We start from the raw sequence: 20495 nt of genomic DNA on the forward strand, positions 1-20495 counted from the left end.
TTTATATCATCACTATTTTCCTGGTCAATTTTTGATAAAATATCACTCATAATATTCCTCCTTAAATCTCAAGATAATCTTTTTTTATTACTTCATAGGATACTGTAATTGCAATGATTTGTGTCAAGTCTGTTCCCTCTAATGAAAAAGGAAGTGGAAACAGAACAAATTGTATCTGCATCAATTCTGCCATCTTAACAAGCCCTTTTAACTGATACCTTGAAACTCCTCTGACACAATATTTTTCTTTATCAGGAATTTTTTCATAATATAATTGCGCAAGATTTTTGGAATAAAATAAAGGAATAGTTGCAGGACCATTGTTACCATTTGGAGTTTGGTAAAGAGAACCAGTTACCTCTCCATTACATTGCTCCATAATCATCCAAAATGGTTCACCTTTCACTTTCTCATCCGGTAAAAAACCTTTCTTGAGGACACCTGAAAGTACATCAACAATAGTTGGTAATTCAGCTACTGTCATTAACTTTATTCCATTAGATTCTGCAAAAATTTTAGCTCCCTCTTGAAATCCTGCTTGAGAAATCATTATCCCAATCATATTTCCCATTCCTACATCTTTTAATTTTGTAGAAAAATCACGTATTTCTTTAACGGAGACTCTTTTTTTCCAATCTTTACATTCTATACCAACCCGACACTCTATATTTAAATGTGTGAATTGGTAATAAACATCAAATTCATTTGTAGCTCCACTTTGGCCCTTTATCTTAACCTTTGTTGAAACTAAAACATTTTCATAATCATTTAATTCTAGCAGACGCGAATACACGTATTGTGCATAATCTTCTAATTTTTTTCCAGTATTTACCATACTATCGTTCCATACTTCTAAAACTCCTCAATTGCCACACACCGCCACATGTCCCATCTTGCGGTTATGCTTCGCTTCTAGTTTACCATAAAGGTGTAGGTGGGCGCTAGGGTTGTCTTGAAGAAATTGCTTCGCTTTATTCGTATATTACCCCAAAACATTTAGCATAACTGCTGGTGTATGCAAATGAATAGCTGGCAGCGGCAAACCAAGCACACCCAGAATATGAGTGTCGAACTGTGAGAAATCACAAGCTTCAATATAATAGTGCCCAGAATTATGAGGGCGTGAGGCAACTTCATTGACCACAATCTTATCTGCTGAAGCAAACATTTCCACGCAGAGCCTTCCAGCCAAATTCAAATGCTGAGAAAGCTCCCGCAGAGCCGCCATATCATCATAAGGTGCCACAATCATGTCACTGACACGAGAAGCCGGACAATCAGCAGACGGATCCAAAGTCCACCACCTTATGACCCATATAAATAGCCGAAATGGCCATCATTTGGCTGCCGCCAATAATCCCAACGATTTTAGATGAGTTCATTTATCGACTCCTCTGCTAGTTTTCCTTGTTTTTCTGTATAATCAGCTAGCGCTTTTGCAATAGTTGTATGGTCTATGGACAAGATACGAAGAGCAAAGAGAGCGACATTTGTAGCTCCCGCTTCACCAATAGCCATGGTTGCCACCGGCAAGCCGCCTGGCATTTGAACGATAGAATAAAGAGAATCAACCCCGGAAAGAGCGCGTGATTTGATTGGCACACCAATGACTGGTAAGCTAGTTTTTGTTACTACCATACCTGGTAGGTGGGCAGCGCCACCAGCTCCTGCAATGATTATTTTAATACCACGACCACCTGACCCCAGAACTAAAAGTTTCATCATCCACCTCTTATTACGAATTTTATAATGATGGTATAACGCATATGTTCGGAATTTAAAAAAGATAGACGGAAAATCATCTATCTTTATCATTTATAACTCTCAGAAGACAGGGCTCAGCTAAAGCATCAGCCCTGAAGGCTCAACATCCCATGATCTTACTACAAGACATTTTTGCGATTTACTAAGCAAGGTGCTTTGTTACCATTATTTAAAATAATACAGTTTTAACAAGAGGTTTAATATGAAAATTGACTTGAGAAAAAAAGATTATTATCTTATGCACATTGGCTACTATCGTACTTTCTAGTACAGTTTTATTTAATTTAAATGATTTGTCCTTTCCAATTTGGGTGAATTTTATCGCCTTATTAACCCTCTTGATATACAAAGATAAACAGAATTAGCCTTTAAATAGGAAACTCTTTTTTAGAACCTCTTAAAAGACTGACTAAGATTGAAGAAAACTCTTTTTTCCTCAATCTTTTTTATGTCTTTTTCTCTTTTTTTCTACCAACTTTCGAATAATCAATTACAGGAGGTAGAAAATGAAAAAACTAAAACATTTCATATCAATTGGACTTATGGTTACTACACTTTTTACAGTATTTCCCATAGGTTCTCTTCAAGAAACACTTTTTACTACAAAAAGTGTTCAGGCTGCAGTCCTTGGCGATAACTATCCCATGATTTGGAAAACTGGTCGGGGAACCGATTCATGGGGAATGTTCTTGCGACAGTGTACTTCTTTTGTGGCTTTCCGACTAAGTCACAGTAACGGTTTTTCCTTACCTGGAGGCTATGGAAATGCTGATACTTGGGGTCACATAGCTCGTCGCCAGGGCTATCTGGTTGACAGCCAGCCACTTATAGGATCTGTAGCCTGGTTTGATAAAGGAGTTAACCACTCCCACAAAGATTATGGCCATGTTTCCTGGGTCGCTGACGTCAATGGAGATTACGTCACCTTGGAAGAATATAATTATAATGCAGGACAAGGTCCAGAAAAATATCATCAGCGTCAACTTCACAAAAGCCAGGTTAGCGGCTTTATCCACTTTAAAGATTTAGCTGAAAACCCATCAACAAGCATCAACTCTAGTGTCCAAAGAAGGGATTTGCTGCCAACAAGTGGAACCTATTACTTTAAAGAAAAAGGAATAGTCCGCGCAGAAGCTAAACTATCCAGTCCAGAACTGGTACATTATCAAGCCGGGCAATTTGTTCACTATGACAAGATTATTACTGCAGACGGCTATCAATGGTTAAGCTATATTGGCGCAAGTGGCAATCGTCGCTACATTCAGATTGGAGAACGAACAAGTTCAGAACCCGTGCTTAAGCAAGAAAATCTACAAGCGCAAACTATTGCTAGGGGTGATACCGTCACGTTCCCCGGTGTTTTTAGAGTGACACAAAGTCATGGAGCTCTTATTTCAAGCGCAGATTTAGCTGGAGGTCATCCTTCAAGACTTAATTGGATCGACCCAGGACCAGTCAATGAGTCTGACCAGCATGGTAATATTGCCGGAGATCAAAGACTTTACCCCGGAGAATACATAACCATCCCAGGTAAATACAAGGTCTTACAAGTTGATCAAAAAACCGCAGGTATCCAAGTCCAAATTGGATCTTACACTACATGGGTAACCATGGCTAAAGCCCAAAAAGTCTAGAAAATCAAGAATCTACTAGTCTCTAGACCAAATTGTGAAAGAGTTTAATACTTATAACATATTAAAAAACCAATGAGATCTTCATGGATTTCATTGGATTTTTAGACGTAGCCTAATAAGAGATTTTAGATAAAATCATTCTTAAGCTAGACAGTTTTTATTTAAAGACTATAAACTTACTCAAAATATAATTTAAGATGATGATAACGCCTTGTGAAAAAAGAGTTTCAATCAAATTAATGGCCCCTATATCATTATTGACAAAATAACCGATCAATCCAGGGTATCTTTTAACAAAGAGATAGGCTAAAAGCAGATCCAAGACTAAGGCAACTAATCTCATAGTGACAAACTTAATAAAGCGAAGCAATTGCCCTTCTTGCACCTGTTTAAAAACGATCTTATCATTGGTAATAAAAGCAAATACAATTGCTACGACATTAGCGATGACAGCTGCCACTAAAACTCTTTGACTAACCGTAAAGACCAACCACCTTGTAACAATATAAACTAATGTCGTTAATACTCCAAATATAAAGTAATTAATAACTTCTTTGTAGGTCTTGTTCTCTAGTATCTGCTTCATCCTTACGATCCTTTACCTTAATAGCTACCAAACGTCCTAAAATAATTATCCAAGATAGAAATTCTATTAGGTAACCTATTTTTTGTAGTGGTGTTTTCTTGTATTCAACCAATACTTTGCCACTCTTAAATAATTTAAGATATATCTTCCCATTATTCAATATCTTTTCATCTGTTTTAGGCATACCAAGCTTTTCAGCCAATTTCTTTTCTTTAGCTGTTTTTTGACGTTTTTCTAATATTGGCTGACTTCCTGATGCCCCATCAGAATACTTAGCCCTATAACCCTTATAATAGATCCTTGGAATAACAAAGCTCGCAGGCTCTGCAGGATCAATGATCTCATAGCTCAATTCGACCTTATTATAACCATATCTGATACTGTTTACAAGAACATTTTTTTCATTGGATACATCTAAAAAGTGATGATCCTTGACTGCTACATGGTCAAAATCAATGGTATAATATTCATTCCCAATAGGATTGACAAATTCACTTGTAGGATTGTCATAAACGACTGACATTTTTCTATTATTATCATTGATCCGTCTTTGATTTTCTTCTCCATTAGCTACACCCGTGACTTGGACGATATTAAAGAAGTAGACTACTAGTACACCTACTACTAGACTTTTTATAAATTTTATATTGGCTTCTATAGTTACTATCATTAACAAAAAGGCAGGAGCAAAGTAGGATAACCTTTCTGTATATTGCATGGTTCCCAGTATGGTATATCTCAGAAGAGACTTCCATGGCAATAAGGAGGTCATTGATAGATACATGGCAATGACAAGAAACAAGATAGCTTTTGAGGGTCTTTTTAAGCTTTTAAAGTTAAAGAGATAATGCAAAGCTAGCAATTTTAAAGGGATATCAAAAAAGTTAGTCAAGGGGTGAAAGCCTGAACTAAAGCTTTTTTTTAAATCAAACATTAAATCGCTATTAACGGGAAAATTCCGTGTCTTCCAGGTGAAAAAGAAGGGCTGAGACCTAACCTGCTCTATATATTGAATAATAAAACCCGAAGTTAATAGCAAGCCAAGACAAGCTGATAGGGTAAATGAAATGACATGCCTTAATGTGATCCTTTTGATATTAAAGAGCAGAAAAAACATAGAGGCAATGGCTAAAACCAAGGTAGATATGATATGGGTCTGAATCAATAGAGCTATGGTTATGGCCAGTAAAAAGGGATTGGTTTTATCTTCATAGATGACCTTGTATAAAGCATAGGTCAACATTGGGACAAATCCAACAACCATAGTCATTCCAAATCCATAAGCGGGAAAAAAGCAAGGAAAAACTAGGGCAATAAGAAAACTGTTCCATTTCTTCTTACTTATTTTTGATAAGAAAAAATAAGTGCTAAAGCTATCAAAAAGAATGAGCATCCAGCCAAAGATACCATAGGCTATAATTGTGTTTTTGGTGAGCAGGTAAAAGAATGCAGGGATATAAAATTGCCAGTTCCCATAGAACATATTGCTGGCATAACCAGTTCCCCAAGAAAAGATGTTATTAAGGCTTGGTAGAAAATCTCCATAGTGGAATGACTGAGCTAATCCTACTATTCTGGCTAAATGAAAATTAAAGTCATAGGCAGGTACATAACCATTAATTACTGTCATTGAAACACTTGCAAAAATCACAGACCAAACTAATAAAATCAAGCTTAGAATGATACTATGATTCTCAAGATAATCAATTATTCTCTTCATTTTTTCTCCTTAATAAAATATAGGGGTCTTTTTTTTGTTTCCAAAAACACTTTAGACATATATTTACCAAGTATACCAAGGCTCAAAAGTTGGACGCCTCCTATAAACAAAATAATAGTTACAAGAGAAGCCCAACCATCAACACTCCTGCCAATGGTTAACTTACGGATTACAATAAAGAGGATTCCTATTAATGAAGCGACAAATGATAAGATGCCACTGTAAGTTGCTAAATTTAGCAGTGCTTCTGAAAAATTGATAAAGCCCTCTAGAGAGTATTTAACCAGCGCCCAAAAACTCCACGAAGTTTCTCCTGCCACGCGCGCTCTATTTTCAAAGCTGATATAGGTAGACCGATAGCCAACCCAAGAAAAGATACCCTTAGAGAATCTATTGACCTCTGTTAGCTCCAAGATACTATCTACCACCTGTCTAGTCATTAATCTAAAATCTCTAGCACCATCTACCATTTCTGTATCTGACACCTTGTTAATGATTTTATAGAATAATTTAGCACAGCATGAACGTATAAAGGGTTCGCCTTCTCTATCCTTTCTTCTCGTTCCGACAATATCATAGCCTTCTTCAATTAAAGAAATCATCTGAGGTAAGAGTTCAGGAGGATCCTGAAGGTCAGCGTCCATAACTGCCACGTAGTCTCCCACAGAGTATTCTAAACCGGCTAGCAGTCCTGCTTCTTTCCCAAAGTTACGTGAAAAAGAGAGATAATGCACTCTGTCATACCGATCACTAACTTCCCTAAGCACTTCTAGTGTTTTATCTGTTGAACCATCATTAATAAAAAGATACTCAAGTCTATAGTTTGGTATCTGTCTTTCAACTTTAAATATGGCTTCTAAAAATAATTGAATACTTTCTTCCTCATTATAACAAGGAACAACGATACTAATTTTTTTCATGCTTTCTCATTTCTATTTATAAAAAACTAGTGCAAACTAGCTTGTTTATATCCTACTACCAACAAGATGACTACCTATATGTCCTGTCATAGAAAAGATAGGCTCTAAGAGGATATACTCATCCCCAAAACCTTAACAGGCAGACAAAAGACTAAGAAAATTTTTGGAGCCAAACTGTGATTGGTCCTCGTCTTAAAGCAAATAGGGCATAGCTACTTTACTTTTTCTTACATTATAACACAAGAGGTCTAGACAGCTGCAAAATAATTTAATTTTATAAAAAGAAAATAATGTCCTCATCATTATAAAAGCCATAAATAAGAATAATCTTAATTTCACAGTTTCCTTCTTAACTAAGACAAAGATTATGAGAGCAAGGCTAGGCAGCTATTTTATGATAGTTTTTCTCTTCTTGACTGAGTAAGTTCTCCCTTAGAATCTGGTATTAATCCTATTTTAATTTTTTATAGTCAGAGATAGCTCTTCAAAAGGAAAATTAAAAAAATACTAAAGTCTCTTCTTTAGTGTTTCCTATAAGGGTTTTACAGTCTTAAATCCAATAAGTTTAATGTCTAAAATGACAAACCCCTGTAAAGACCATGGCAATGCCGTGTTTGTTGGCAGCAGCAATAGAATCTTGGTCACGAACTGAACCACCAGATTGAATGATAGCTTTGATCCCTGCGACCGCAGTTTCTTCAATATTATCTGCAAAGGGGAAGAAAGCATCACTAGCAAGAACTGCGCCTTCAAGACGGTCTTTAGCTTGCTCAATGGCAATACGAACAGAAGTCACACGGTTGGCTTAACCAGGCCCAACACCTAGAGTCATATGGTCGTTGGCAATCAAAATCCCATTAGATTTTACATATTTGATAGCTTTCCAAGCAAAGTCAAGGGCTGCCTTTTCTCGCTCACTTGGTTGACGATCTGTCACCACCTGCCAAGCTTCTGGATTTTCTTCAATCACATCTTGATTTTGCACCAGCATACCACCCACAACACCAGTGAATTCCGGCTCCGCTTGACTAGTTTCTTGGGCATCAAATGGCAATTCTAAAAGACGAAGATTTTTCTTTGTTAAAATGGCTAGCGCTTCTTGAGAATAGCTTGGTGCAATGATAATTTCTAGGAAGATAGGATGCATCTTCTCAGCTGTCGCTGCATCAACCTCACAGTTCAAGACAACAATGCCACCAAAGATAGAAACAGGATCGGCCTGATAAGCATAATCCCAAGCTTCTTCAATACTATCACCCTGGCCAATACCACATAGATTCATGTGTTTAAGGGCGACAATCGTAGGTCTGTCTTTGAAATCACGGATAATACGGATAGCGGCGTCCGCATCACGAATATTGTTAAATGACAGTTCTTTCCCATTTAACTGTTTGGCAGAAGCAATAGAATAGTCGGTTGGAATAACTTTTTGATAGAAATCAACCTCTTGTTGCAGATTTTCACCATAACGCATAGCTTGTTTCAAATCATAAGTTAGCGTTAACTTTTCAGGTTTTTCTTCCCCAACTTGCTCTGTGAAGTACTCTGCAATCAAGACATCATAGGTTGCTGTATGACGGAAAACCTTGGCTGCCAAACGTTGACGGGGTGCATAGTCCGTTTCGCCAACTACTCTTAATTCTTTCAGTACTAGCTCGTAATCTGCTGGATCAACAATAACCGTTACACTGGCATGGTTTTTAGCTGCTGAACGAAGCATTGATGTCCCACCGATATCAATATTTTCCACAGCTTTGCTATAAGTCACATCTGGACGTAGAATGGTTTCCTTGAAAGGATAAAGATTAATCAATGAGTTCAATCTTATGATCCTTGGCAGCTTTTAAATGCATATCCATGTCCCTGCGAGCAAGTAAGCCTCCATGGATATCGGGATGAAGGGTCATCCATCATCTCTGGAAAGCCAGTCACATCCTCAATAGCAACGGTTTCAATACCTGATTCATCAAGGGCAGTCTTTGTCCCACCAGTTGAGATAATATCCAAACCTAGATTTTTTAGGTTTTTGGCAAAGTCAACAATGCCAGTTTTATCTGAAACACTAATCAGTGCACGTTTTGTCAATTTTTCTCCTTAATCATACTAATAATCCAATAATCACAAATAGGATAAGCCCAATTGCGGGAATACCTATACATACGATTCCAATAACATTTATCCAGAATCTCACTCGATTTTTAAATAGCTTAACTAATAAGGGATAGAGTAATAAACCTATACAGAGACCCAAAGTATTAAATAATAAGTCAGTTACATCTGCTTTGCCTATAGCCAAAATAAATTGTAAACTTTCATAGATCAAACTAAGTAAAAAACCTGACCCTATTATTTTGACATAAGACCATTTAGGAAACATTAAAGGCAAAGAAACTCCCAAGGGAACAAAGAAAAGTAAATTGAATCCCATTTCTGCAAAAACGATATCCCCATTGACAATTAATGGTTGGGTAAAGAGAATCCAGTTAATCATCCGTTTTTCCTGGAAAAAGTTAATATACTGAAACTGAGTTTCGAACTTAAATAAAACACACCAAGTGAGTAATAATAAATAAAGACAAAATAGAAAAGTAGTAACCTTTTTAGACGCTATCAATGAAAACACCTCCAATGGACTCAATCAGAGCAGTATTAATTCACATTAAGTCTAAAACTTTTCATAAGTAGAGTCAACTAGGCCAGGCCTTATTTTCTATTAACTCCCAAACTATCCAATACCTGTGGATAAAGCTTATATTCTGCTTCATGGATTCTGGCTTCAAAACTTTCAAGTGCATCATCTTCTAGACGAGATACTCTGACTTGTTTAATAATTTGACCAGAATCAATACCACTATCAACCCAATGAACGGTCACACCTGACTGATCAACACCAGCTTCCCAGGCATCATCTATCCATGGGCGCCAGGAAATTCTGGTAAATAGGCTTTATACGTCCTTTATAGGCCTTCAGTAAGGTTGGGCCAACAATTTTCATGTAACCAGCCAAATAGATTAAGTCAATGTCATGCTTTTCAAGCAGGATCACGATAGCTTCCTCATAGGTAACCTTACTTGCAAAGTCTTTGAGTTCAAAACTATAATAGGCAAGGCCCAGATTTTTTGCCCTCTCTAAAACATAAGCTCCCCTTTTATCTGAAAAGACAAAATCAACAGAAAACTGCTCCGCAATGACTTGAAAGTTTGACCCATTACCAGATGCAAAAACTGCAATCTTCATAATTTGATATAAAAGGACAATTCGGCTGGCTGAAAATTTTTGTAGAAAACTCAAACAGTTCTGTCAACTATCTGAGGCTCAAGCCTTGAAATGTGAAAGCGAGAGGGAGATTTACCACTCATTCGCATTTTATTATTTGCAGGCTAAAAAATTATTGTCCCGTGTCCAGTTTGACAAATGAACTGAACTTTCCTTTCTAAAATTTATGGTGTCTTTACTGTTAAAGATGATGTCATTTAATCACGACACTCTTGTCTTCTTTGCTAACGATACGTCCAATCTTATAAAGAGGTTCATCTAGAAACTCTCTGATGGTTTCCACATTTTCAGCTTTGACGGCCATCATCAGACCAATACCCATATTAAAGATTTCAAACATTTCTTCATGCCTGATATTCCTATATTTTTCAATAGCCTTGAAAATAGGTAGAACTGGCACCTTGTCTAAATCAATTTCAAGACCATCAGCTAACTCACCAATAGCCACACAAACACCACCAGCACCAAAGTCATTTGATTTTTTTATTAAACGAGTAACCTGACCATTTCGGAAAAGGCGTTGAATCTTACGTTCTTCAATGGCATTTCCTTTTTGAACTTCAGCATCAGCTGTTTCTACAGATTCAACCGTTTGAACCTTAGAAGATCCTGTGGCACCTAAGAGGATTACCACATGGCCCGCCTCAGGTTTTTCACGAACAACATTTTCCTTAGGAGCGGCACCCACAACAGCACCAAGTTCCATACGTTTTGCCACAAATCCTGGGTGGAAATATTCTTTAACATAAGTTATAGCTAGACCAATTTGGTTACCATAAGAAGAATAGCCGTGCGCCGCTGTTTTTGAAATAACTTGTTGTGGTAATTTACCTTTACACGTTTCCGCAATTGGCATAGTGATGTCGCCTGAGCCTGAAATACGCATAGCTTGATAAACATCGGAGCGACCAGATAAGGGGTCACGAATAGCCCCTCCGATACAGGTTGCTGCGCCACCGAAAGGTTCAATTTCTGTTGAGTGATTATGTGTTTCATTTTTAAACATCAAAAGCCAAGGTTCTTTCACACCACTAACGTCGACTTCGATTTCAACAGAACAGGCATTGATTTCATCTGAAACTTCCATATCATTAAGGCGTCCATTAACATGTTCATAACGTCCAAAGACAGTTGCCATATCCATTAGAGTTTCAGGTTTTTCTGATCGTCCCAATTCTTGACGTATTTGAAGATACTTATCATAAGTTGCTTGTAATTGTTTTTGGAATTTAGATTCTGAAAAATCAATAGCTTTTAATTCCGTTTCAAAAGTTGTATGACGACAATGGTCAGACCAGTAAGTATCTAAAACTTTAAGTTCTGTCTCAGTTGGCACACGCCCAATTGTTTTATAGTAATCTTAGATGAAAAGTAAATCTTCAACTTCCATGGCAAGACCAGTCTCTGATTTATAGGCTTTAAAATCTTCAGCTGTATATGATGAAAAGAAATCAAGATTTGGAATAGTTTTATCAGATTCAGAAAAATTATGTTTGCTAATAGCCTGTGTAATATCTTTAAAACGTGAATCAACTGGATTTAAGAGATAATTTTTCAGAAGCATTAATTCTGAAGCCTCAATATCCTGATTAACCAGATAAAGTTGTGCAGTGCTTACACTCACATCACTTGAACCACCAAGTAAAATAATGGCCTCTTGTGAACTTGCGGCACGCTGATCAAATTGTCCAGGTAATGACTCAATAGCAAAAAAGCATAGGTCTCTAATTCTTTTAAAAGTTTAGCTTCTTCTAAAAAAGTATCCGTCACCTGTTCAGAAAAAATGCGTTTCTCTGCTTTCTAAAGAAGTGCCTCATCAATTGAAAAGACATCATAAACTTGAATAACCCTCAGGCTTTTCAAACTTTGTAATTGAAGCTTATGATTTAATTCCTTTACAAGTGACTCTGCTTTAACCTGAAAATCTTCTTTTTTCTCTGCAAAAATACGTTTGTCCATTTTATCTCCTATTCAAATAGTCCTACACCCTGTAGTAACTAGTTAGCATAATCTATCTGCTAATCTCTTCTTAGTTTAGTGCTTTTAGTTTGTCATAAACGACTTGATAAACATCAGTTAGACTACCAAGGTTTCTTCTAAACACATCTTTGTCCATATGATTACCCTCAGCATCCCAAAGACGACAATTATCTGGTGAAAGCTCATCAGCTAAGATAATATTTCCTTCCAGATCAAAACCAAATTTTCACTGGAAGTCAATCAGTTGCAGGTCAATAGCCTTAAACCATTCTAATAAGAGGACATTAATACGACGCGTTTCTTCTTTAAGATAGGCAATCTCTTCATCATCTGCAATTTGTAAGAACTTGACGTGTTCATCATTAATAAAAGGATCATCTAGGTCGTCATTTTTATAGTAAAACTCAAGGATGGGGGTCTCAAGTTTGACACCTTCTTCAATAGCAAAGCGCTTTGCAAAGGTTCCCGCAGCTACATTTCACAAAACAACTTCAAGAGGAATAATGGTTACTTTTTTATTTAACTGTTCTGTATCTGAAATCTGATTGATGAAATGTGTTTTAATACCAACCTGATTCAGTTTTTCAAAAATAAGCGACGATATCTTATTATTCAGTATCCCTTTTCCGTCAATCTTTTCTTTCCTAGCACCATTTAGCATGGTTGCCTGGTCCTTATAGACAGATTTGATAATTCCCTCATCTTCTGTACTGTAAAGATCCTTAGCCTTGCCTGAATAAATAAGTTGATTCATCACAAAATCGTTCGTCTTTTCTATATTTTTTATTTAGAATAACATAAGAAAAGAATATATTAAATGATTTATTGATATTTAAATTATTTTTTATACTATCGTTCGTATTAAGCTGTCAAAGAAGCCAATTCCTTAAAAGGAAGTCCAAGATATATCATAAAGGCAGAAAAAATATGGCTTAAAAAAATAGATACGTTTTTTGATCTTCCCTTAAGCTAAAAATAAAAAGACCGAAGAAAATCAGTCTATAATAGACTTTTCCTTCGATCTGAAGCCGAGCTCTTTTTTATTTTGTTCTTGTATGTGAATGTTTTTCTAAGTAAGTCATTATATCACTGATTGTTTCCATCTGTTCGACAGCCTCATCAGGAATAGAAAGCTTAAACTCATCCTCAATATTAATGATAAATTCTGTTAGCTCAATGGAATCAACGCCTAAATCGTCTTTTAAGCTTGAGTTTTCATTAATCAAATCCGTCTTACTAGGATCTTGTTCATTAATCAAATAAAGTAGTTTGTCTAATATCATTTTTCTAGTCATTATTACTAGTCTCCTTGGAAAATTCTTCAACTAATTGATTAACCACATTTGTTTCTAGCATCAGTCGAATTTGTTTGATAGTATAAAAAATTGCTTTTGCGTCACTAGAACCATGCGATTTAACAACTGGGGCCTTTAACCCAAACAAGACTGCTCCACCTGCACTAGAATAATCTAGTGTATCCTTTAGGTCATATAAACTATTTTTTAATAAGAGCGCACCTAATTTTGCTTTTAAGCCACCAGATTTAATAGCCCTTTTTAATTGTGACATGATGCCTATAGCAGTACCTTCAATTGATTTTAAAACAGCGTTTCCCGTGAAACCATCAGCAACTACCACATCAGCAGAGCCCAACATTAAATCACGCGCTTCTACATTACCAATAAAGTTAATGGACTCTTCAGCATCAAGTAAGGCGTAGGTCTCTTTTCTTAAGGGGTCTCCTTTTGTAGCTTCAGTTCCATTATTTAACAAGCCAACACGAGGGCGACTAATCCCTCTGACATTCTTAGCATAAAAAGATCCTAAAATAGCAAACTGATGTAAATGTTGAGCTGTATTTTCAGCATTAGCCCCTAAATCTAACATGTCAAATCCTGTTTGATTTGTCGTTGGTAGAGTGGTCAAGAGTCCTGGACGATCTACGCCCTTTATACGTCCTATTACAAACAAACCAGCTGCTAGTAGCGCCCCCGTATTCCCAGCAGAGAGAATAGCATGGGCTTGACCATCTTTAACAGCTTTTGCAGCTAAGACCATTGAAGCATTTTTTTTGCGGCGAATAGCTTTTGCAGGCTCATCATCAGAATTGATTTTTTCATTCGTATGTATGATACTAACACGGTCTGACTCTTTTAAATATTGCTTAATCTTATCCTGATCTCCATAAAGCTGAATCTCAATATCTGGAAAAGCTTCAATAGCTTGATTGACACCTTCTACGATTGCTTTAGGAGCATTATCTCCCCCCATCGCATCTATTGCTATTTTCTTCATGATAACTCCTTTAACTATTTGAATGAACTCTATAGAAACAATGTCATTATTATAGCATACTCTAAATTTTTTGACACTACCAGTCTCTTTCACTAAACTTCAAAAAAGGATTCCTAACAGTAATTTTCTAAGAATTCTTTTTCTTTCATTTGATATCATTTTTATCTTTCATGATAGTTCCCCAGGAACTCAAATCATCAAGGAATTTTTTACTTTTAAGATGAATGCCCACATAATCCTCATAGATCTCATCTATAAAATGGCGTAATTTATCCTTCATCTCCTTTTTTAATGAGATAGTTTTGAGCTCATCAAAGTGAATCGTTTGAAACTTGTCTAAGAGATAGATAACATTGGGATCAATATGATTTCTATGCCTATCTTCTGATAAATGTTGCGGGCATAATACTCCTGTATACTGATGAGAAAAGTCAAAGGGCAAGCCAACACGATGACAAAAAGCACATTCATGAAAATTAATCTCAATACCAAATCTCTCTAAGATCTGAATTTCAAATATATTGGTTAATATTTCATAATCCAAACCTTCTTCCATCAAATCTAAGGTTTTTTTTAGGAATGCAAAAAGCTGAGGATCAGCTTGATTATCTGAGATGGCAGCATCAGCTAAGGCGATAACATAACTTGCATGAGAGAGCATAAAAATGTCTTGATTGATAGCTTTATAAAACTGGACACCATTATAATCTTCTATATAAGATAAACCACTGTCATTTAATCTAAAAATAAAATCGGCTGATGTCAGTGGTTGAATAACAGAAGCTAATTTTGACTTACCAGCTTGTTTGACAAAAAACATCCGCTTTCCAGCTTGTTCTGTAAAGATCTTAACAAGCTTATCATTTTCTCTGTAATTGCGGTTATAAAGGACAATACCTAGTGATTCTTTAGTTTTCATACTTATCCATAAACAATTTCAAATGATCCATTGCTTCTCCATACTTTCTAAAAGTCATACCTGGGCTAGTGGCAAGAGCTTCCCTTAATACCAACAAACCACTCATAGTACTATAATGGGACTGTTTCTCCTAAAATCAGTCTTACAATGCCTGGATTACTAGAGATGGCTGGGACAAAATCCCCAATCAGTGATATTTCAACTTTATCTCCATGTTATTGGTTCTTTGGGTTAGATTCATATGGGCTCTCTCCAAAATATTACTTTTATTATACACAAAATAATCCATAATTGCATAAGGATCTTTTTTAGGCTATCCTATCAACTTTAAAAATACTGACACTAAGTTAAAAGAACCCTAGAAGCTATTGTTCTAAGGCTCTTTTCTTTATTTCTAAAAAATGTATCTGTCTTTCCTTAATCAACTTCAAAAAGTGGTGATAAAGGACGTTTTTCATGAATTCTGATAATGGCTTCACCAATTAAATCTGCAATAGAAATCTGTTCAATTTTTTCAATTAAACGTTCCTCTGGTAGGAAAATGGTATCTAAAACAATTAGTTTTTTAATGGCTGATTTTTCAATATTGTCCATAGCAGGGCCTGATAAGACAGGATGAGTACATGAAGCATAAACTTCTGTTGCACCAGCTTCAGCCAAAGCATCAGCAGCATGGCAAATCGTACCTGCGGTATCAATCATATCATCAATTAGGATACATTTCTTACCTTTAACATTTCCTATGATATTCATGACTTCGCTAGTATTCATTTTAGTCACACTACGACGTTTATCAATAATAGCAATCGGTGTATGGAGGAATTGAGCTAATTTTCTAGCTCTTGTTACACCGCCATGGTCGGGACTAACAATAACGACATCCTCTCCAATTAAGCCATGACGATCAAAATAATCTGCTATTAAAGGTGCACCCATAAGGTGATCAACTGGAATATCAAAAAATCCTTGTATTTGAGCTGCATGTAAATCAACAGTTAATAAGCGATTGACACCAGCAACTTCAAGCATATTAGCCACAAGTTTAGATGTGATAGGCTCCCGAGCGCGAGCTTTTCTATCTTGTCGTGCATAACCATAGTATGGCATAACAACACTGATTGTCTCAGCACTGGCTCTCTTCAACGCATCCACCATGATCAATATTTCCATAAGGTTATCATTGACAGGGGAACTTGTTGATTGTAAGACAAATACATGTTGTCCACGAATTGATTCTTCTATATTTACCTGTATCTCACCATCTGAGAATTGACGAACAGTAGACTTCCCAAGCTGAAGTCCTATTGATGAAGCAACTTTTTCTGCAAGCTCTTTATTTGATGATAAGGCAAATAATTTTAAATCAGAATACGACATTTTTTCCTCCAAAGTTTTAATCCTATACCATTTTAACGTTTTTTAACCTAGATTTCAATTGAATTCAGTGATCTCAGCAAAAAAGACCAGCGAAAATGCTGGTCTCTACATTATTAACGTGGATAGATATAAACAGCTGATCCTTGGTAAGTTGAAGTTGGGTCAAACCAACCACGGTGATCACCAATTGTTTGAATGCCATTAAAGTTAGATTCCATAACACGAATTCTGCTTGAGCTTTCAACTGCTGTAACATAGGCAACGTGACCATAACCGCCACCTGACCAAACTGCTACTGATCCAACTACTGGAGTTGAACTAACAGCGAAACCTGCTGCAGATGCGCTAGAAGCCCACTGACCACCATTACCCCAATAATCACCAACCCAAGGTGCTAGAGATTTAACTCCCCATGTACATTGACCCACTGGATAAGTATTGGCTGTACCATATACTGGTCTAGGAGTTGATACAGGACGAGCCACAGCGGCTGGTGTTGAAGATTGTAAAGCAGCTGGCGCTTGAGATACTGCTATTGGAGCTGCTGCTGTGGAAGCTGCTGGAGCTTGAGTAGCTGCTTGGACAGCAGCCTGTGCTGCAGCAACAGATTCAGCCTGTGCTTTAGCTTGTGCCTCTGCTTTAGCCTGAGCTTCCGCTTGTGCTCTTGCTGCTTCAGCAGCAGCTTTTTCAGCTTCTGCTTTTTTATTTAACAGACGATCTTTTTCATCTTGAGCTGTAGCCATTTTAGCAGACAGATCAAGTTTCGCCACTTCTAAACTAGCTTGCTGAGTTTGAAGTGAAACCTTATTTGCAGCAAGAGTTTTCATATTTTCTGCCACTGTATTAATAGCTTTTTGATTAGCAGCTTGCTTTTCTTCTAAAGAAAGTTTATCAGCCTTTTGTTGCTCTAACATTTTAGCGTTTGCACTTACAACTTCACGAATAGCAACGATACGGTTAACAGCATCGGAAATTGATTGTGAGTTTAAAAGGGTATTAATATAACTAGAAGTTGTAACTCCCTTTTGAGTGCTACGAGCTTGTTTTTTCAAAGCTTCGCTACGAGCAACAATTTTGCTTGAAAGTGCTTGAATCTCTTCGCTCAATTTAGCAGACTGTGCTTTAAGCTCTTCATTTTGTTGAGTTAAATTATCTTGCTCAGTTTGCAATGAACCAATTTGGCCTTGTAAAGTAACAACTTGTTTCTGCGCAGCAGCTTGTTCTTCAGTTAAATTTGAAATAACTGATTCTTGCTTAGCAATTTGCGAATCAAGATTTTCTGCTCCTACTGTTGTTGCAGCTCCAAGGGTCACACCACTTACAAGAACGGCTGATAATATTCTCTTTTTCATTATTTAAAACTACTCCTTTTCGATAAGACATCTTATATTCTACCAGAAAAAGAGTCAAAGAATGTTACGCCTATATTACATTTATATGTAGTAACCAATAAAAGATCATTGAAAATATTTACTCAATGTTACAAAAATCACTAAATTGTACAATAAGGTCGGTAAAAACTTATAAGTTATAAAGTAGGGCAGGGAAATACCTGAGTAACGAAATAATTCTAACAAGTAATAACTGACAAACAGTAAAACAAAAAGAAAGATCGAAAATAACAAGAGAGATTGAAAAATAGAAATGTCCTGGGGCATGATCATCCTGATAACCAACAGTATGATAGTAGCAAGAGGGAGAGCAAGGATCATAACACCCAAAAAATCAAAATAATAATAATCAAAAATCATTCCTAATATCAAGGAACAGACTATCCTTAAGTACATTTCACTTTTTAAAGAGAGCCAAAAATAGCAAACCACAAAAACTAATGAAGTCACCGTAATTGGTGCTGGAAGCAACAAATTCAATACTTCTGAAATATGTGGATCAAGTAACATTAAAGGTAAGAGTAAGATCAGATTAAAAATTGATTTTTTAGTCATTTATTGTTTCCCCATGACCTTTACATAATTGATATTAGAAAAGTTCGCATCCAATTCGATGTCAAATTGGCGTTTCAATTTATCATCATCATTTTTGACATAAACAACCTTACCTATCGGAATATCCGCTACAGTTTCACCATCTAAACCACTGGTAAAAACTCTCGACCCCTTACTAATTTTATCATTTGAATTGAACTCGCTAGCTTGCATGACCTTCTTTTCTTGATTAAAGGATTTCAAATTACCATAGATAACTGTAGATCCATCCTCTATTTTAATAGGTAAATCAAAAATTCTACCATTTGTTAATAAATCAACACGTGAACTATTCAAAGTTGAGCTTGTAACCTTTCCAATTAATGCCGAATCTACAGTAACAAGCATGTTTTCCTTAATCTTTTCAGCTTTCCCCGAGGAGATAACAAGTGATTCATCCCATAACTGCGGTGTACGCACAATACTTTGTGACATTACTTGAAAGGGAGCAGATAGATCAGCTTTTAAAAAGCCCTTCAATTCCTCATTTTCCTTTTTCAGTTTTTCCAGATCCATGCTATTATTTTTAAGTTCCCTTAGCTCTTTTTTGAGAACTTTATTTTCTTCAAAAGCACCTACCAAATCTTTAGAAGTAGAAAAGGTCTCTTTAACCACAGTAAAAGGCTTAGACACCAAAGCATCAAAGGTTGATAATGTGGTTGATGTCATAGAAGAAATATAGGGAGAAATAGAAGATCGAAATAAAAAAATAAAGAAAATAAAAACAATTAAAGATGATAAGGACCAGAAAAAGAATTTTGAAAATCTATATTTAAACATAATATGCCTCACGAAAATAAAAAAAAACGAAATATCAAAAGATATTCGTTTATCAATACGGAGAATAAGGGATTCGAACCCTTGCGCCAGTTACCCGACCTAACGATTTAGCAAACCGTCCTCTTCAGCCTCTTGAGTAATTCTCCAGAAATGGGCACGAGTGGACTCGAACCACCGACCTCACGCTTATCAGGCGTGCGCTCTAACCACCTGAGCTACGCGCCCAAGCATATAGCTTGGGTAAACTATAAAGCGGGTGACGAGAATCGAACTCGCGACAACAGCTTGGAAGGCTGTAGTTTTACCACTAAACTACACCCGCATTATATAATGGCGCGAGACGGAATCGAACCGCCGACACATGGAGCTTCAATCCATTGCTCTACCAACTGAGCTACCGAGCCAACTCTACATAACTTATGTATATTGCGGGAGCAGGATTTGAACCTACGACCTTCGGGTTATGAGCCCGACGAGCTACCTAGCTGCTCCATCCCGCGATAGTCTAAAAAGGAGGATGTGGGATTCGAACCCACGCACGCTTTTACACGCCTGACGGTTTTCAAGACCGTTCCCTTCAGCCGGACTTGGGTAATCCTCCAAATAATGGACCTTGTAGGACTCGAACCTACGACCGCTCGGTTATGAGCCGAGTGCTCTAACCAGCTGAGCTAAAGGTCCCAAGTCATCCATATTAAAACAATAAATAGCGGCGAAGGGGATCGAACCCCCGACCTCCCGGGTATGAACCGGACGCTCTAGCCAGCTGAGCTACACCGCCATCAATCGGGAAGACAGGATTCGAACCTGCGACACCTTGGTCCCAAACCAAGTACTCTACCAAGCTGAGCTACTTCCCGAATTGATGCACCCTAGAGGAGTCGAACCTCTAACCGCCTGATTCGTAGTCAGGTACTCTATCCAGTTGAGCTAAGGGTGCTATTATTAAATTAATGCCGAGGACCGGAATCGAACCGGTACGATGTGAACCATCGCAGGATTTTAAGTCCTGTGCGTCTGCCAGTTCCGCCACCCCGGCGCCTCAAAAGCGAACGACGGGATTCGAACCCGCGACCCCCACCTTGGCAAGGTGATGTTCTACCACTGAACTACGTTCGCAAAATCTTGGTGATGCCGGCTACATGACTTGAACACGCGACCCTCTGATTACAAATCAGATGCTCTACCAACTGAGCTAAGCCGGCTTTTTATTATGCGGGTTAAGGGACTTGAACCCCCACGCCGTTAAGCGCCAGAT

The 20495-nt window shown here is 37.1% G+C and carries 13 protein-coding genes, 13 tRNA genes and 6 pseudogenes; 1 reads left to right on the forward strand and 31 read right to left on the reverse strand.

Features of this window, described 5'->3' with window-relative positions:
• Positions 1 to 61: 61 nt before the first annotated feature.
• The 3 genes and pseudogenes from HBN42_RS09050 to HBN42_RS09060 all read right to left on the reverse strand — a co-directional run.
• Complete coding sequence (locus HBN42_RS09050; RefSeq protein WP_165994715.1) at positions 62 to 835, reverse strand: restriction endonuclease; 774 nt, start codon at positions 833 to 835, stop codon at positions 62 to 64.
• A 27-nt stretch (positions 836 to 862) separates the two neighbouring features.
• Positions 863 to 1382: pseudogene (locus HBN42_RS09055) on the reverse strand (ATP-grasp domain-containing protein).
• Positions 1369 to 1692, reverse strand: a pseudogene (locus HBN42_RS09060) (AIR carboxylase family protein); the annotation flags it as partial. The pseudogenes HBN42_RS09055 and HBN42_RS09060, both read right to left, overlap by 14 nt.
• 578 nt (positions 1693 to 2270) lie before the next feature.
• Here HBN42_RS09060 and scrM point away from each other — a divergent pair.
• The gene (gene scrM, locus HBN42_RS09065; RefSeq protein ID WP_165994717.1) at positions 2271 to 3398 is read left to right on the forward strand and encodes a peptidoglycan hydrolase ScrM; all 1128 of its coding nucleotides are present in this window, start codon (positions 2271 to 2273) and stop codon (positions 3396 to 3398) included.
• Between the two features lie 157 nt (positions 3399 to 3555).
• Here scrM and HBN42_RS09070 read toward each other — a convergent pair whose 3' ends face one another.
• From HBN42_RS09070 to HBN42_RS09205, 28 genes and pseudogenes are all read right to left on the reverse strand, one after another.
• Complete coding sequence (locus tag HBN42_RS09070) at positions 3556 to 3984, reverse strand: GtrA family protein (RefSeq protein ID WP_165994718.1); 429 nt, start codon at positions 3982 to 3984, stop codon at positions 3556 to 3558.
• On the reverse strand, positions 3941 to 5704 hold the full coding sequence (locus tag HBN42_RS09075; RefSeq protein WP_165994719.1) for a glycosyltransferase family protein: 1764 nt from the start codon (positions 5702 to 5704) through the stop codon (positions 3941 to 3943). The genes HBN42_RS09070 and HBN42_RS09075 overlap by 44 nt, the downstream gene beginning before the upstream one ends.
• Positions 5701 to 6624 (reverse strand): glycosyltransferase family 2 protein, encoded by a 924-nt coding sequence (locus HBN42_RS09080; RefSeq protein ID WP_165994720.1) that lies wholly within the window; start codon positions 6622 to 6624, stop codon positions 5701 to 5703. The genes HBN42_RS09075 and HBN42_RS09080 overlap by 4 nt, the downstream gene beginning before the upstream one ends.
• Positions 6625 to 7189: 565 nt before the next feature.
• Positions 7190 to 8709: pseudogene (gene purH / locus HBN42_RS09085) on the reverse strand (bifunctional phosphoribosylaminoimidazolecarboxamide formyltransferase/IMP cyclohydrolase).
• A gap of 13 nt (positions 8710 to 8722) precedes the next feature.
• On the reverse strand, positions 8723 to 9238 hold the full coding sequence (locus HBN42_RS09090; RefSeq protein WP_165994721.1) for a VanZ family protein: 516 nt from the start codon (positions 9236 to 9238) through the stop codon (positions 8723 to 8725).
• 89 nt (positions 9239 to 9327) lie between these two features.
• Positions 9328 to 9862, reverse strand: a pseudogene (gene purN, locus HBN42_RS09095) (phosphoribosylglycinamide formyltransferase).
• A 232-nt stretch (positions 9863 to 10094) separates the two neighbouring features.
• Positions 10095 to 11860, reverse strand: a pseudogene (locus HBN42_RS09100) (AIR synthase-related protein).
• Positions 11861 to 11930: 70 nt separating this feature from the next.
• Positions 11931 to 12638: pseudogene (gene purC, locus HBN42_RS09105) on the reverse strand (phosphoribosylaminoimidazolesuccinocarboxamide synthase).
• A gap of 283 nt (positions 12639 to 12921) precedes the next feature.
• A complete protein-coding gene (locus HBN42_RS09110) occupies positions 12922 to 13176 on the reverse strand; it encodes a phosphopantetheine-binding protein (protein WP_165994722.1) in 255 nt (84 codons plus the stop codon).
• On the reverse strand, positions 13169 to 14176 hold the full coding sequence (plsX, locus tag HBN42_RS09115; protein WP_165994723.1) for a phosphate acyltransferase PlsX: 1008 nt from the start codon (positions 14174 to 14176) through the stop codon (positions 13169 to 13171). The genes HBN42_RS09110 and plsX overlap by 8 nt, the downstream gene beginning before the upstream one ends.
• A gap of 145 nt (positions 14177 to 14321) precedes the next feature.
• Positions 14322 to 15095: a DNA repair protein RecO gene (gene recO, locus HBN42_RS09120; RefSeq protein WP_165994724.1), complete on the reverse strand. Its 774-nt coding sequence runs from the start codon at positions 15093 to 15095 to the stop codon at positions 14322 to 14324.
• Between the two features lie 417 nt (positions 15096 to 15512).
• Positions 15513 to 16472, reverse strand: coding sequence for a ribose-phosphate diphosphokinase (locus HBN42_RS09125; RefSeq protein WP_165994725.1), 960 nt, complete (start codon positions 16470 to 16472; stop codon positions 15513 to 15515).
• A 113-nt stretch (positions 16473 to 16585) separates the two neighbouring features.
• Entirely contained in the window at positions 16586 to 17824 is a 1239-nt protein-coding gene (gene pcsB / locus HBN42_RS09130) for a peptidoglycan hydrolase PcsB (RefSeq protein WP_165994726.1), read from the reverse strand.
• Positions 17825 to 17929: 105 nt separating this feature from the next.
• The gene (mreD, locus tag HBN42_RS09135) at positions 17930 to 18418 is read right to left on the reverse strand and encodes a rod shape-determining protein MreD (RefSeq protein ID WP_165994727.1); all 489 of its coding nucleotides are present in this window, start codon (positions 18416 to 18418) and stop codon (positions 17930 to 17932) included.
• Complete coding sequence (gene mreC / locus HBN42_RS09140; protein ID WP_165994728.1) at positions 18419 to 19237, reverse strand: rod shape-determining protein MreC; 819 nt, start codon at positions 19235 to 19237, stop codon at positions 18419 to 18421.
• Between the two features lie 58 nt (positions 19238 to 19295).
• A tRNA-Ser gene (locus HBN42_RS09145) sits at positions 19296 to 19383 on the reverse strand.
• A 5-nt stretch (positions 19384 to 19388) separates the two neighbouring features.
• A tRNA-Ile gene (locus HBN42_RS09150) sits at positions 19389 to 19462 on the reverse strand.
• Between the two features lie 26 nt (positions 19463 to 19488).
• A tRNA-Gly gene (locus HBN42_RS09155) sits at positions 19489 to 19559 on the reverse strand.
• Between the two features lie 9 nt (positions 19560 to 19568).
• Positions 19569 to 19641: transfer RNA gene (locus tag HBN42_RS09160), tRNA-Phe, on the reverse strand.
• 22 nt (positions 19642 to 19663) lie between these two features.
• A tRNA-Met gene (locus HBN42_RS09165) sits at positions 19664 to 19737 on the reverse strand.
• A gap of 11 nt (positions 19738 to 19748) precedes the next feature.
• Positions 19749 to 19838: transfer RNA gene (locus HBN42_RS09170), tRNA-Ser, on the reverse strand.
• Between the two features lie 6 nt (positions 19839 to 19844).
• A tRNA-Ile gene (locus tag HBN42_RS09175) sits at positions 19845 to 19918 on the reverse strand.
• Positions 19919 to 19944: 26 nt separating this feature from the next.
• A tRNA-Met gene (locus HBN42_RS09180) sits at positions 19945 to 20018 on the reverse strand.
• A gap of 5 nt (positions 20019 to 20023) precedes the next feature.
• Positions 20024 to 20097, reverse strand: a tRNA-Pro gene (locus HBN42_RS09185).
• Positions 20098 to 20103: 6 nt separating this feature from the next.
• A tRNA-Arg gene (locus tag HBN42_RS09190) sits at positions 20104 to 20177 on the reverse strand.
• A gap of 14 nt (positions 20178 to 20191) precedes the next feature.
• Positions 20192 to 20276 (reverse strand) — tRNA-Leu (locus HBN42_RS09195).
• 8 nt (positions 20277 to 20284) lie between these two features.
• A tRNA-Gly gene (locus tag HBN42_RS09200) sits at positions 20285 to 20356 on the reverse strand.
• 13 nt (positions 20357 to 20369) lie between these two features.
• Positions 20370 to 20442 (reverse strand) — tRNA-Thr (locus HBN42_RS09205).
• Positions 20443 to 20495 lie beyond the last annotated feature (53 nt).

It is taken from the genome of Streptococcus catagoni (assembly GCF_011421425.1).
In the GTDB taxonomy this organism is placed as follows: Bacteria; Bacillota; Bacilli; order Lactobacillales; family Streptococcaceae; genus Streptococcus; species Streptococcus catagoni.